Source organism: Micromonospora sp. HB375 (assembly GCF_017872985.1).
Lineage (GTDB): Bacteria > Actinomycetota > Actinomycetes > Mycobacteriales > Micromonosporaceae > Micromonospora > Micromonospora chalcea.
Genome location: NZ_JAGGJO010000001.1, coordinates 5,031,088 through 5,043,983, shown reverse-complemented (window position 1 = coordinate 5,043,983; position 12,896 = coordinate 5,031,088). Strand labels below are relative to the sequence as shown.

The 12,896-nt window shown below is 70.5% G+C and carries 13 protein-coding genes and 1 tRNA gene; 10 read left to right on the top strand and 4 right to left on the bottom strand.

What is annotated here, in order from left to right; all coding sequences use genetic code 11:
• Positions 1–117: 117 nt before the first annotated feature.
• Together J3R08_RS22025 and J3R08_RS22020 are read right to left on the bottom strand one after the other, a co-directional pair.
• Complete coding sequence (locus J3R08_RS22025; protein ID WP_187694485.1) at positions 118–1,113, bottom strand: LLM class flavin-dependent oxidoreductase; 996 nt, start codon at positions 1,111–1,113, stop codon at positions 118–120.
• 61 nt (positions 1,114–1,174) lie between these two features.
• A complete protein-coding gene (locus tag J3R08_RS22020; protein WP_030503801.1) occupies positions 1,175–1,654 on the bottom strand; it encodes an Lrp/AsnC family transcriptional regulator in 480 nt (159 codons plus the stop codon).
• An 83-nt stretch (positions 1,655–1,737) separates the two neighbouring features.
• On the opposite strand from J3R08_RS22020, the gene J3R08_RS22015 reads away from it, so the two are divergent.
• The gene (locus tag J3R08_RS22015; RefSeq protein WP_064445273.1) at positions 1,738–2,913 is read left to right on the top strand and encodes a PLP-dependent aspartate aminotransferase family protein; all 1,176 of its coding nucleotides are present in this window, start codon (positions 1,738–1,740) and stop codon (positions 2,911–2,913) included.
• A gap of 36 nt (positions 2,914–2,949) precedes the next feature.
• Here J3R08_RS22015 and J3R08_RS22010 read toward each other — a convergent pair whose 3' ends face one another.
• Positions 2,950–3,699 (bottom strand): hypothetical protein, encoded by a 750-nt coding sequence (locus tag J3R08_RS22010; protein ID WP_064445274.1) that lies wholly within the window; start codon positions 3,697–3,699, stop codon positions 2,950–2,952.
• A 35-nt stretch (positions 3,700–3,734) separates the two neighbouring features.
• Positions 3,735–3,808 (bottom strand) — tRNA-Leu (locus tag J3R08_RS22005).
• 104 nt (positions 3,809–3,912) lie between these two features.
• On the opposite strand from J3R08_RS22005, the gene J3R08_RS22000 reads away from it, so the two are divergent.
• From J3R08_RS22000 to J3R08_RS21960, 9 genes are all read left to right on the top strand, one after another.
• Positions 3,913–4,533 carry an ANTAR domain-containing response regulator gene (locus tag J3R08_RS22000; RefSeq protein WP_043331122.1) on the top strand — a complete coding sequence of 207 codons (621 nt, stop codon included), beginning with the start codon at positions 3,913–3,915 and terminating at the stop codon, positions 4,531–4,533.
• Positions 4,534–4,569: 36 nt separating this feature from the next.
• The gene (locus J3R08_RS21995; RefSeq protein ID WP_064445275.1) at positions 4,570–5,814 is read left to right on the top strand and encodes a hypothetical protein; all 1,245 of its coding nucleotides are present in this window, start codon (positions 4,570–4,572) and stop codon (positions 5,812–5,814) included.
• Between the two features lie 257 nt (positions 5,815–6,071).
• A complete protein-coding gene (locus J3R08_RS21990) occupies positions 6,072–7,232 on the top strand; it encodes a branched-chain amino acid ABC transporter substrate-binding protein (protein WP_064445276.1) in 1,161 nt (386 codons plus the stop codon).
• Between the two features lie 105 nt (positions 7,233–7,337).
• Positions 7,338–8,288, top strand: a complete 951-nt coding sequence (locus J3R08_RS21985) for a branched-chain amino acid ABC transporter permease (RefSeq protein WP_043329571.1) — start codon at positions 7,338–7,340, stop codon at positions 8,286–8,288.
• Positions 8,285–9,424 (top strand): branched-chain amino acid ABC transporter permease, encoded by a 1,140-nt coding sequence (locus J3R08_RS21980; RefSeq protein ID WP_030503807.1) that lies wholly within the window; start codon positions 8,285–8,287, stop codon positions 9,422–9,424. Before J3R08_RS21985 ends, J3R08_RS21980 begins: the two co-directional genes overlap by 4 nt.
• Positions 9,417–10,262 carry an ABC transporter ATP-binding protein gene (locus J3R08_RS21975; protein WP_030503808.1) on the top strand — a complete coding sequence of 282 codons (846 nt, stop codon included), beginning with the start codon at positions 9,417–9,419 and terminating at the stop codon, positions 10,260–10,262. The genes J3R08_RS21980 and J3R08_RS21975 overlap by 8 nt, the downstream gene beginning before the upstream one ends.
• Positions 10,252–10,962, top strand: coding sequence for an ABC transporter ATP-binding protein (locus J3R08_RS21970; RefSeq protein WP_043329572.1), 711 nt, complete (start codon positions 10,252–10,254; stop codon positions 10,960–10,962). Before J3R08_RS21975 ends, J3R08_RS21970 begins: the two co-directional genes overlap by 11 nt.
• 32 nt (positions 10,963–10,994) lie before the next feature.
• Positions 10,995–11,900, top strand: coding sequence for an ABC transporter substrate-binding protein (locus J3R08_RS21965; protein ID WP_064445277.1), 906 nt, complete (start codon positions 10,995–10,997; stop codon positions 11,898–11,900).
• 4 nt (positions 11,901–11,904) lie between these two features.
• Positions 11,905–12,882 (top strand): amino acid ABC transporter permease, encoded by a 978-nt coding sequence (locus tag J3R08_RS21960; RefSeq protein ID WP_064445278.1) that lies wholly within the window; start codon positions 11,905–11,907, stop codon positions 12,880–12,882.
• The last annotated feature ends 14 nt before the right edge of the window (positions 12,883–12,896 follow it).

Here is a 12,896-nt window from a genome sequence, read left to right as displayed (position 1 = left end):
GGTGCACCACACCGCAGCATTCCCGACCCGTCCCGACCGGGAATGCCGTACCACCACCGGGGACAAAGTTATGCGTCCCGCGCGACGCTGCGGTGACGTGGCTATGAAGAGCGTGTTTCAGCCCTCCCGGCGCAGCCCGCCCGCCACCTTCTCGGCGATCAGCTCGAACGAGCGGACCCGGTCCGCCACGTCGTACACCATCGTGGTGAGCATCAGCTCGTCCGCGCCGGTGCGCTCCAGCAGCTCCCCGAGCTGCCGGGCCACCGTCTCCGGCGAGCCGGTCGCCTGGCCGTCGCGGCGCTGGGCGACGAACTCCCGCTCGAACTCCGAGTACGGGTACGCCGCCGCCTCCTCCGGCGTGACCAGCGGCTCCGGGCGCCCCGAGCGCAGCTTCAGGAACGACAGCCCGGCCGGCCCGGCCAGCCACTCGGCCCGCTCGTCGGTCTCCGCGCAGACCGCGTTGACCGCCACCATCGCGTACGGCCGGTCCAGCCACTGCGACGGCCGGAAGTTCTGCCGGTAGAGCTGCAACGCCGGGATCGTGTTCTGCGAGCTGAAGTGGTGCGCGAACGAGAACGGCAGCCCGAGCAGGCCGGCCAGCTGCGCGCTGAACCCGCTCGACCCGAGCAGCCACACCTGCGGCGACTGGCCGCGGCCCGGCGTCGCGGTGATCGGGCCCGGCTCGGCGCCGGAGAAGTAGTTCATCAGGTCGGCCAGCTCACGCGGGAAGTGCTCCGCGGACAGGCCCTCCATGGTGCGGCGCAGCGCCAGCGCGGTCACCTGGTCGGTGCCGGGCGCCCGGCCGATGCCCAGGTCGATCCGGCCCGGGTGCAGGGCCTCCAGGGTGCCGAACTGCTCGGCCACCACCAGCGGCGCGTGGTTAGGCAGCATCACCCCGCCGGAGCCGAGCCGGATGGTGCTGGTGTTCGCCGCCAGGTGCGCGAGCAGCACCGCCGGCGCGGAACTCGCGATCGCGGGCATGTTGTGGTGCTCGGCCACCCAGAACCGGCGGTAGCCCAGTTCCTCGGCGCGGCGGGCCAGCTCCGTGGTGTACCGCAGCGCCTCACCGGCGTTGCCGGTCGCCGCCACCGGGGCAAGATCAAGAACAGACATGGGTACGTCGATCACAGCGTGGTGCAACAGGTCACGTGCCGGAATTGTTCCGCCGGGTGCGCTACCCCATACCCCGGGCCTGCTCGAAGATCAGGCTGGTCTGGGTGTGCTGCACCGCCGGATCGACAGCCAGGTGATCGAGGACGAAGTCCCGCAGCGCGTCACCGGAGGCGGCCCGCACGTGCAGCACGTAGTCCTCCGCGCCGGCCACGTGGAACACCGACACCACCCCTGGTAGCCGCACCGACCGGGCCCGGAACGCGTCCACGGCGGCCCGCTCGTGCGCCGTCAACCGCACCGACACCAGCGCCTGCAACGGCAGCCCCACCGCCGCCGGGTCCACCTCGGCGTGGAACCCGCGGATCGCCCCGCACTCGCGCAGCGCCCGGGTACGCGTCAGGCACGTCGACGGCGCCACCCCGACCCGCTCGGCCAGCGCGTTGTTCGGCAGCCGGCCGTCGGCCGCCAGTTCGGTGAGGATCGCGCGGTCGACGTCGTCCAGGCCGGCGAACGGCCGTACATCATTCGGTGCGGCAGGCATGTGACCATCCTTCACCGAATCGCCGCTGGGCGAAAGCGTGATTTCCAGAATCTTCTTCGCCGCTATTGCCTCTAGTCATCGTCATGTTCGACGCTTCCGGCATGACTTCCGTGGACACCGCAGCCGTACACGCCGGGCGCGCCGACCTCGCCGGGCTCGGCGTCCACGTCCCGCCGATCGACCTGTCCACCACCAACCCGCTGCCCTCGGTGGCCGGCGGCGGTGACGACTACGAGACGCTCGCCACCGGTGGCACCCTCCCGGCCGGCGGCAGCGCCGTCTACCAGCGCCTCTGGAACCCCACGGTGGCCCGGTTCGAGACCGCGCTCGCCCAGCTCGAAGGCACCGCCGAGGCCGTCGCCTTCGCCAGCGGCATGGCCGCGCTCACCGCCGCCCTGCTCGCCGCCACCCGCGACGGCAACCGCCACATCGTCGCCGTCCGCCCCCTCTACGGCGGCACCGACCACGTCCTCGCCACCGGCCTGCTCGGCACCGAGGTCACCTGGGCCACCCCCGCCGACGTTGCCGCCGCGATCCGCCCCGACACCGCCCTGGTCGTGGTCGAGACCCCGGCGAACCCCAGCCTCGACCTGGTCGACATCGCCGCACTCGCCGACGCCGCCGGTGACGTCCCGCTGCTCGTCGACAACACCGTCGCCACCCCGGTGCTCCAGCAGCCCGCCCGCCACGGCGCCGCGCTCGTGCTGCACAGCGCCACCAAGAGCATCGGCGGCCACGGCGACGTCCTCGCCGGCGTGATCGCCTGCGCCCCCGAGTGGGCCGCCCGGCTGCGCCAGGTCCGCGCCGTCACCGGCGCCGTCCTGCACCCGCTCGGCGCGTACCTGCTGCACCGCGGCATCCAGACCCTCCCGCTGCGCGTCCGCGCCCAGCAGGCCGGTGCCGAGAAGCTCGCCGCCTGGCTCGCCGGGCACCCCGCCGTCGAGCGCGTCCACCACCCGTCCCTGCACGACCCGGCCGGGCTGGTCGGCCGGCAGATGTCCGGCACCGGCAGCCTGCTCGCCTTCGAGGTACGCGGTGGCGCGCCCGCCGCGGCCGAGGTCGCCGGCGCCTGCGAACTGATCACCCACGCGGTGTCGCTCGGCGGCGTCGACACGCTGATCCAGCACCCGGCCTCGCTCACCCACCGGCCGGTCGAGGGTGACGCGAAGCCCTGCGGCGGGCTGCTGCGCGTCTCGGTCGGCCTGGAGGACCCGGAGGACCTGCGGGCGGACCTCGCGCGGGCGCTGGCGCGGATCTGACGCCTGCCGGTCGGCCGGGTCGGCGGCGCGGGCCGGTCACGACTTGGGGCCGACGTGCTGGTCGAGGGCGGCGACCGCCTCCCGGCGGGCCACCGACAGGGAGTTGGGGCGGTTCATCCGCCAGGCGATGCCGAGCCGGTCGAGGGCCTGCTGGCACAGGCCCATGATGTCGGCCGACTCGTTGTGGAACATGTAACGGGGATAGACGTACTCCTTTTCCCGGACGACGACGCGGTTGGCGAAGCGGCACCCGTCGGAGTGGAAGAGGCCGCGCAGGAAGTCGCCCGCCTGAGCCTCGACGATGGGGCGCTGCCAGTCCGCCAGGACGATCGGGCGTTGGTGCTTCTTGCCGGGTCCGTGCTGTGGGAACAGGCACGGCCAGTGCTTGCCGTAGCTCTGCACGCTGACGCAGCCCGGATGTTGGACGCGCTGGACCTTCGCCGCCAGGACCCGCCGCATGACGTCGTCGCAAGCCTCGATCAGCCCGGGCCAACTGTCACTGCAGGAGATCCGGAGCACCGGCACCCGCGCCCTGGTCACGAGATGCCCGTCGCCCAGGTAGAGCCCGAGGAGATAGGCATAGGCCGCCGGATCTGTCGGAACGCGGACACCCTCGCGGCAGCGGAAACACCGCAGCGCGGTGCCGTGCTGCCTCGACTCCGGCCGATCCCTGCACCAGTGCCAGACGGTTCGGTAGTTGAGGCCCACTGCGCGGGCCGCCTCCGCGACGGTGGCCCCGGACAGGAAGGCCTGACGTGCTCGCGCGCGTATCTCGGGTGGATGCACGCGGACATCTTCGAACGCGCGTACGACAGTTTCGGTGTCCCCGGTGGGATTCGAACCCACACTGTCGGAGGTTTGAGCTCCGTTTCTCTACCGGTTGGAATACGGGGACAGGCTCGCGCGACGCTCTCGCGTCGTGCCATAGGTTACCTACTACGCTAGGGGCGGCGACACCCGGCAGGGCGGGTGTCGGGCTCGAACCGGTGGGAGTGGCTCGTGGGCGAGATGCAGGCGGACGCCGAGCGCAAGCGCGTTCTGATCGCCGAGGACGAGGCGCTCATCCGGCTGGACCTGGCCGAGATGCTCGTCGAAGAGGGCTACGAGGTGGTCGGCGAGGCCGGCGACGGCGAGACCGCCGTCAAGCTCGCCGAGCAGCTCAAGCCGGATCTGGTCATCCTCGACATCAAGATGCCGATCATGGACGGGCTGGCCGCCGCCGAGCGGATCGCCGGCGCGCGCATCGCCCCGGTGATCATCCTGACCGCGTTCAGCCAGCGTGACCTGGTGGAGCGGGCGCGGGCGGCCGGCGCGATGGCGTACCTGGTCAAGCCGTTCCAGAAGAGCGACCTGGTGCCGGCGGTCGAGATCGCGCTGTCCCGCTACTCGGAGATCGCCGCGCTGGAGTCGGAGGTCGCCGGCCTCACCGACCGGCTGGAGATCCGCAAGACCGTGGAGCGCGCCAAGGGCGCGCTGATGACCACGTACGGCATGACCGAGCCGCAGGCCTTCAAGTGGATCCAGCGCACCGCGATGGACCACCGGATGACCATGAAGGAGGTCGCCGAGCGGATCCTCGCCGAGACCGCCGGCGGCGAGGTGGAGCAGCCGGCTTCCTGACCTGCCGGAAGGTGCCCGATCGATAGGATCGGGTCCATGCCTTCCGTGCGCGTCCGGCCGGCGCTCGCCGCCGTGACCGCTGCCGCGTCGCTCGTGGCGGCCTGTCACGCCACCCCGCGGCCGCTGCCCGTGCCGGCGCCGGTGCGTCCGGAGTGGCGGGCCGTGGAGCTGGCCCTTCCCGCCGGCGCCGCAGGTCGCCCGGTGCCCCGCGATGCCGCGCGCTGTGCCGGCCGCTGGTACGTGGTGGGTGGGCTGGTCGACGCGGCGGGGGAGACCCGGCCGGCGGTGTGGTCCTCATCGGACGGCGTGACCTGGTCGCCGATCCCGGTACGCGGGCAGACGTTCTACGGCCGTCAGCACGTGCTCTACGCGGTCGCGTGCCGCGACGACGGGATGGCGGCGCTGGGTGCGAAGACCGGTGGTGTGCACGGCAATCCGCGTACCGGGACGTGGGTCTGGCGTCCGGGTGGGCCGGTGCGGGAGGTGCCGGCGGCGTTCGAGTTGTTCGGTGGCCCGCGCGCGGTGAGCGCGTCGCGGCTGGCGGCCGGGCCGGGTGGGTGGTTGGTCGCCGGGTCGCGCGCGGACGGCGCGTCGGTGTGGGCGTCGCCGGACGCCGAGGGGTTCGTACTGCGTGAGGGCGTGGCGGAGCTGGCCGGTGACGGCCGGGGCCGGACGGCGGCGTACGACGTGGCGGCGGTGGGCTCGGGTTGGCTGGTGGTGGGGTCGTTGCTGCCGCCCGGCGGTACGGCCCGGGTTCCGCTCGCGTGGTCCTCGGCCGACGGCCGGGTGTGGCGGCGCGCGGCGTTGCCGGTGCCGGCGGGCGCCGCCGGGGCGGCGGAGCGGGTGGTGCCGGCCGACGGCGGGCCGGTGGTGCCGGCCGACGGCGGGCCGGTGGTCCTCGGGCCGGTGGGTGACCGGTTCGCGGTGTGGCGCGGGTGCGACGACTGCGGCTCGCCGTCGGCCGGTTCGGCGGGTGCGGCGCAGGGGTGGCGGCGGGTCGGCGGGTTCGGTACGGCGGGTCCCGGGGTGTCGTCGGTGGACGCGCTCGCGGCGGCGGGTCGGCGGCTCGTCGCGGTGACCGGTGACGGGGCTCAGCGACGGCTCTGGATGTCGCGTGACGGCGGCGCGTCGTGGCTTCCGGTGATCACTCCGGTGCCGGTGCCGGACGGTGGCGACGCGGCGCTGGCGGTGGCCGTCGGCGACGACGGGCTGTTCGTGGTCGCCGACGATGGGAAAACGTCCCGTGCCTGGTGGGGGGCGTTGCCGGCCATCGATCGGTAGCGGGTGATCGCCGATGGGCCCGTTACCGAGGAATAGTTGGTGAAAGCCTTTCCCCGCCTACGGTTCTTACGGCGATCGGCTTGAATCCGCCACCGCGTGTAACGGTTCGGTCAACCCCGCTTTCCAGGTCTTACGCCACCGCTTCCGGTGGGATAACGTCCCGGCCCAGACCGGCGACGACGGTCTTGGTTCGTCCACCCCGCAAGGGCCAATCAGCGGCGGGTGGTTCGGATCATGGACGGAGGAGGGTTCGGGCCTTGAGGCAGAAGCTCGCACGCGTGATCGGCGGGGTCGCCATGCTGGCGCTCGTCGCCGGTGGCACCGCTTGTTCCAGCGGCAGCGACGATGAGGGTTCCGGGGGCAGCGCCTGCGGGAGCAAGATCGCTTTCTTCGGCGCGCTGACCGGTAGCTCGGCCGCGCTGGGCATCAACGAGAAGAACGGCGTCAAGCTGGCCGTCGACAAGTACAACAAGGAGAACCCGGACTGCAAGGTGGAGCTCGCCGAGCTCGACTCGCAGGGCAGCCCGGACCAGGCGCCGGGTCTGGCCCAGAAGGCGATCGACGACACCAAGATCCTGGGTGTCGTGGGTCCGGCCTACTCGGGCGAGTCCGAGGCCGCCGGTCCGCTGTTCAACGAGGCCGGTCTGGTCACCATCACCCCCTCCGCGACCCGTCCCAGCCTCGCCGAGCAGGGCTGGAAGACGTTCTTCCGCGCGGTCGGCAACGACCTGAGCCAGGGCCCCGCCGCCGGTAACTACATCAAGAACGTGATGAAGGCCGACCGGGTCTACGTCATCGACGACCAGTCCGCGTACGGCGCCGGCCTGGCCGACGAGGTCAAGAAGGTTCTCGGCGCCTCGGTCGTGGGCAGCGACAAGGTCCAGGGCGAGGGCAAGCAGGTCGAGTTCTCCGGTGTGGTCACCAAGGTCAAGGCCGCCAACGTGAAGGCGGTCTTCTACGGCGGTTACTACCAGGAGGCCGGCCTGATCCGTAAGCAGCTCACCGCTGCCGGGGTCACCGCTCCGCTGGTCGCCGGTGACGGCGTGAACGACGGCGCGTACATCACCTCCGCCGGTGCGGCCGCCGCCGAGGGCACCATCCTCACCTGCCCCTGCGCTCCGTCCACCGAGGCGCGCGGCACCTTCGCCGCCGACTTCAAGGCGCTCAACGGCACCGACCCGGGCACCTACAGCGACACCGCCTACGACGCGGCGAACATCCTGCTGGCGGGCATCAAGGCCGGCAAGAGCAGCCGCGCCGACCTGCTGGAGTTCGTGAAGGGCTACAGCGGCGAGGGCGTTGCCGCCAGCTACAAGTTCGTCGAGGGCGGCGAGCTCGACCCGGCGCAGGTCAAGGTCTGGGCGTTCAAGGTGCAGGGCGGCAAGGTCGTCCCGGACCAGGAGATCCCCAAGTCCTGATCGTTCGATCGCTGGACTGGCGATTGAGTAGTGATCGCGGGTGCGGCCGGGAGCTGGCTCCCGGCCGCACCCTCTTTTTCTCTTGAGCGACGGAGCGTCCCTCCCTTGGACTTCGACGGATTGTTCTCCAACTTCGGGGAACTCACCACGACCGGCTTGACGCAGGGCGCCATCTACGCCCTGGTCGCGCTCGGCTACACGCTTGTGTACGGCGTGCTCAGGCTCATCAACTTCGCCCACTCCGAGGTCTTCATCGCCGGCGCGTTCGCCGCGATCTGGACCTGGAACGGATTCGGACTCGACCAGAACTCGCAGGTCAGCGGCCTCGGCTCGATCCTGTTCTACCTGCTGGTGGCGATGATCGTGGCGGCCATCGCCTCGGCGGGCACCGCGACGGTGATCGAACGGGTGGCGTACCGGCCGCTGCGCAAGCGCAACGCGCCGCCGCTGGCGTTCCTCATCACCGCCATCGGCGCCTCGATCGCCATCTCCGAGGCGTTCGGCGTCTACACCCGGCGTCGGCCGGAGGGCGCGCCGATCCTGGTCAGCTCGGAGCCGCTGTTCCACATCGCCGGGGTGCCGATCGACGCGGTGCAGCTGCTCACGATCGGTTCCGCGCTGGTGATGATGTTCGCGCTGGACCAGTTCATCAACCGCAGCCGTACCGGCCGCGGCATCCGGGCGGTGGCCCAGGACGCCAACACGGCGGCGCTGATGGGCGTCAACAAGGACCGCATCATCCTGATGGTCTTCATCGCCGGTGGCACCATGGCCGGCGTCGCGGGCCTGCTCTACGACGTGCGGATCCAGACGCTCACCTACAGCGTCGGCTTCCTGCTGGGCCTCAAGGCGTTCACCGCCGCGGTGCTCGGCGGTATCGGCAACCTGCGCGGCGCGCTCGTCGGCGGGTTGCTGCTCGGCGTCGTGGAGAACTACGCCGCGGGCCTGTTCGGCAGTCAGTGGAAGGACTTCGCCGCGTTCGCGGTGCTGGTCGTGCTGCTGATGTTCCGGCCGACCGGTCTGCTCGGCGAATCACTGGGGAGGGCACGCGCATGACGACCACCATCGACCCGCCGGAGCGGCGGGAGACGGCGGCGGACAAGCTGCGGCAGGGCCGGCACGCGATCTCGGAGCGCTGGCACCACGCGCCGCGCTGGGTCCGCTGGGTGCTGCTGGTCGCGGTCATCGCGTTCTTCTACGCGCTGCCGAACAAGGAGTTCTACCAGTACCTCGGGCCGATCCCGACGCCCGGCGCGAACTTCACCCAGGTGATGTTCACGGTCTCGATCTACGTGCTGCTGGCGGTCGGCCTCAACATCGTGGTCGGCTTCGCCGGTCTGCTCGACCTCGGCTACTTCGGCTTCTTCGCCGTCGGCGCGTACACGGTGGCGGTGCTGACCTCGCCGAGCAGTGACCTCAAGACGCTGTGGCCGTGGCTGGCGGTGGTGCCGATCGCGATCGGCCTGACCATGGTCTCCGGCGTCATGCTCGGCACGCCGACGCTGCGTCTGCGCGGCGACTACCTGGCGCTGGTGACGCTCGGCTTCGCCGAGATGATCCGGATCGCTGCGGTCAGCTCCGAGTTCCTCAAGGGACAGCGCGGCTTCAACCAGATTCCGCACCCGCCCGGCCAGTACGCCGACGGCCGGCCGTGGTTCGGCGTGCTCGACGCCCGCCCGTACTACTGGCTGGTGCTCACGCTGATCATCCTGGTGGTGATCGGGGTGCGGAACCTGACCCACAGCCGGGTCGGCCGGGCCTGGATCTCGATCCGTGAGGACGAGGACGCGGCCCAGCTCATGGGTGTGCCGACGTTCAAGTTCAAGCTGTGGGCGTTCGCCTCCGGCGCGGCCATCGCCGGTCTGGCCGGCGCGTTGTTCGCCGGTAAGCAGAACTTCGTCAACTCGCAGAACTTCGAGCTGCTCAACTCGATCATCATCCTGGCCGCCGTCATCTTCGGCGGCTCGGGCAACATCGTCGGCGCGATCGTCGGCGGCGGCCTGGTCGCGTACATGATCGAGCGGTTCCGCGGCATCGAGCTGTTCGGCATCGAGCTGTACGAGTACCGGTTCCTCTTCTTCGGTCTGGTGCTCGTGGTGATGATGATCTTCCGGCCGCAGGGCCTGATCCCGAACCGGCGACGAGCGGCGGAGTTCAAGGACCGCCGCAAGGAGGTGATCGTCGGTGAGTGACACCGAGCAGACCCCGGCAGTTCCGGCCCAGGCGGCGGCCCCCGCCGTCGAGACGGTCGACAAGCGGGAGCCGTTGCTGGAGGTCGACCACGTCACGCTGCGCTTCGGCGGTGTGGTGGCCCTCAACGACGTGGACTTCACCCTCTACAAGGGGGAGATCCTCGGTCTGATCGGACCGAACGGCGCCGGCAAGACCACCTGCTTCAACGCGATGACCGGTATCTACCAGCCCACCGAGGGGCAGATCCGGTTCCTGGGCCAGAAGATCAGTGGCAAGAAGCGCCACCAGATCACCCGGATGGGCATGGCCCGTACGTTCCAGAACATCCGTCTCTTCCCGGAGATGACCGCGCTGGAGAACGTCCAGGTCGGCGCGGACGCGCACCACAAGACCAGCGTGATCGCCGCCCTGCTGCGCCTGCCGCGGCACTGGAAGGAGGAGCGCGAGGGCCGGGAGAAGGCCGAGCGCCTGCTGGAGTTCGTCGGCATCAGCAACCGGATGCACGAGTTCGCCCGCAACCTGTCCTACGGCGAGCAGCGCCGGCTGGAGATCGCCCGCGCGCTGGCCACCGACCCGAAGCTGCTCTGCCTGGACGAGCCGGCCGCCGGCTTCAACCCGGCGGAGAAGGAGGAGCTGCTGCAGCTCATCCGGCAGATCCGGGACCAGGGCGTGACGGTGCTGCTGATCGAGCACGACATGCGCCTGGTGATGGGCGTGACCGATCGGATCGTGGTCCTGGAGTTCGGAAAGAAGATCGCCGAAGGGCTGCCCGCCGAGGTGCGGGACAACCCGAAGGTGGTCGCGGCGTACCTGGGGGTGCCGGACGATGCTGCTTGAGATCGAGGACGTGAGCCTGCTCTACGGGCGGATCCAGGCGCTGCACGGCATCAGCCTGACCGTGGACGAGGGGGAGATCGTCGCGCTGATCGGCGCGAACGGCGCCGGCAAGTCCACTACCATGCGGGCGATCTCCGGCATCCGGCCGGTCGCCTCCGGCACGATCAAGTTCGCCGGTGAGGACATCACCAAGCTCCGCGCCGACCTGCGGGTCCGGCGCGGGCTGTGCCAGGCGCCCGAGGGCCGGGGCATCTTCCCCGGCATGACGGTGCTGGAGAACCTCGACATGGGCGCGTACACCCGGCGCGACAAGGCCGGCATCGCGCAGGACCTGGCCCGGGTGCTGGACCTGTTCCCGCGGCTGGCCGAGCGGCGCAAGCAGGCCGGCGGCACGCTCTCCGGCGGTGAGCAGCAGATGCTCGCGGTCGGCCGGGCGCTGATGAGCCGGCCGAAGCTGCTGCTGCTCGACGAGCCGTCGATGGGCCTCGCGCCGATGCTGATCCAGCAGATCTTCACGATCATCACGGAGATCAACCAGCAGGGCACCACGATCCTGCTGGTGGAGCAGAACGCCCAGCAGGCGCTGGCGCGCGCCCACCGGGCGTACGTGCTGGAGACCGGCCGGATCGTCAAGAGCGGCACCGGCGCGGACCTGCTGCACGACCCCTCGGTCAAAGAGGCCTACCTCGGCGTGGCCTGACCGACCGACCCCTCGCAATAAGGAGTACAGCCATGTTCCACCCCAACCCCGGACGGCGGGCGGCGCTCGGCGTCGCCGGTGCGGCCGTCCTGCTGCTCTCCCTCGCCGCGTGCGGCGAGGAGGAGAGCACCGAGCAGCCCGGTGGCGGCCCCAGCGTCTCGTCGTCGGTCGACGCCGCGCTGGCCGCGAAGGTCCCGGACGCGATCAAGTCGGACGGCAAGATCGTGGTGGGCACCGACTCCACCTACGCCCCGGCGGAGTTCCTGGACACGGACGGTAAGACCGTGATCGGCTTCGACGTCGAACTGTTCACCGCGGTGGCGGCCAAGCTGGGCCTCAAGGCGGAGTTCGTCTCGGCGCCGTTCGGCGACATCATCAACGGCGTCAACTCGGGCAAGTACGAGGCGGGCGTCTCGTCGTTCACCATCAACGACGAGCGCAAGGGCCAGGCCAACATGGTCAGCTACTTCCAGGTCGGCACGCAGTGGGTGACCAAGAAGGGCAACCCGGCCGGGGTCGCGCTGGACAACGCCTGCGGCAAGAAGATCGCGGTGCAGAAGGACACGGTCCAGGTCGAGGACATCCAGAAGCGCTCCAAGGCGTGCACCGACGCCGGTAAGCCGGCCATCACCGTCGACCAGTTCCCGGGCCAGGACGCCGCCACCGCCGCCGTCGTGTCCGGCAAGGACGACGCGATGCTGGCCGACTACCCGGTCGGCGTGTACGCGGTGACGCAGTCCAACGACGCCCTGGAGCTGCTGGACAAGCAGTACGAGGCGGCGCCGTACGGCTACGTGCTGGCCAAGGAGCAGACGCAGCTGGCCGAGGCGGTGCGTGACGCCACCAAGGCCGTGATCGCCGACGGCTCCTACAAGCAGGTGCTCGACAAGTGGAAGGTGGGAGACGGCGCGATCACGGACCCCGCGATCAACCCGTGACGACATGACCACCGAGGAAGCGACAACCGCACGGGCACGGCCGGAACCGATCAAGGCCGTGCCCGTGCGGCACCCCGGACGATGGGTCGCGGTGGCGGTGCTCTCCGTCCTGGCCGCGATGTTCGTCCACCTGCTGGTGACCAATGAGGCCTTCAACTGGTCCTTCATGGTCGACAAGATGTTCCGGCCGCCGATCATCGAGGGCCTGCTGCGCGGCACCGTGCTGATGACGGTCAGCGCGATGCTGATCGGTGTCACGCTCGGCGTGGTGATCGCGGTGATGCGGCTGTCGGACAACCCGATCCTGCGCGGCGTGGCGTGGCTCTACACCTGGTTCTTCCGGGCCGTGCCCCGGCTGGTGCTGCTGGCCGTCTTCGGCAACATCGGCATCCTGTGGAGCCGGGTCGAGTTCGGGGTGCCGTTCGACACCCAGATCGGCCAGCTGTTCGGCATCGACAACCTGCAACTGCGGCTGTTCGGGTTCTCCTCCCGTGACATCCTCACCGGGTTCATGGCCGGTCTGCTCGGCCTCGCGCTCTCCGAGGCCGCGTACATGGCGGAGATCGTCCGGGCCGGCATCCAGTCGGTCGACCCCGGCCAGACCGAGGCCGCCCAGGCGCTCGGCCTGAGCCGTTCCCAGTTGCTGCGCCGGGTGGTGCTGCCGCAGGCGATGCGGGTGATCATTCCGCCGACCGGCAACGAGACGATCGCCATGCTCAAGGACACGTCCCTGTTGCTCTACGTGCCGGTGAGCGTGGAGCTGTTCTTCCAGCTCGACGCGGTCGGCAAACGGACGTTCCAGATCTTCCCGATGTACGTCGCGGCCTGCCTGTGGTACCTGTTCCTGACCAGCATCCTGCTCGTCGGGCAGTACTACCTGGAACGCCACTTCGGCAAGGGCTACGGCGTGACCGGACGGGCCCGGCTGAAGCTGCGGGGGATGACTGCCGAGGCCGGCGGCGGCGCGGGGGTGGTGAAGTGACCGAGCTGATCGTG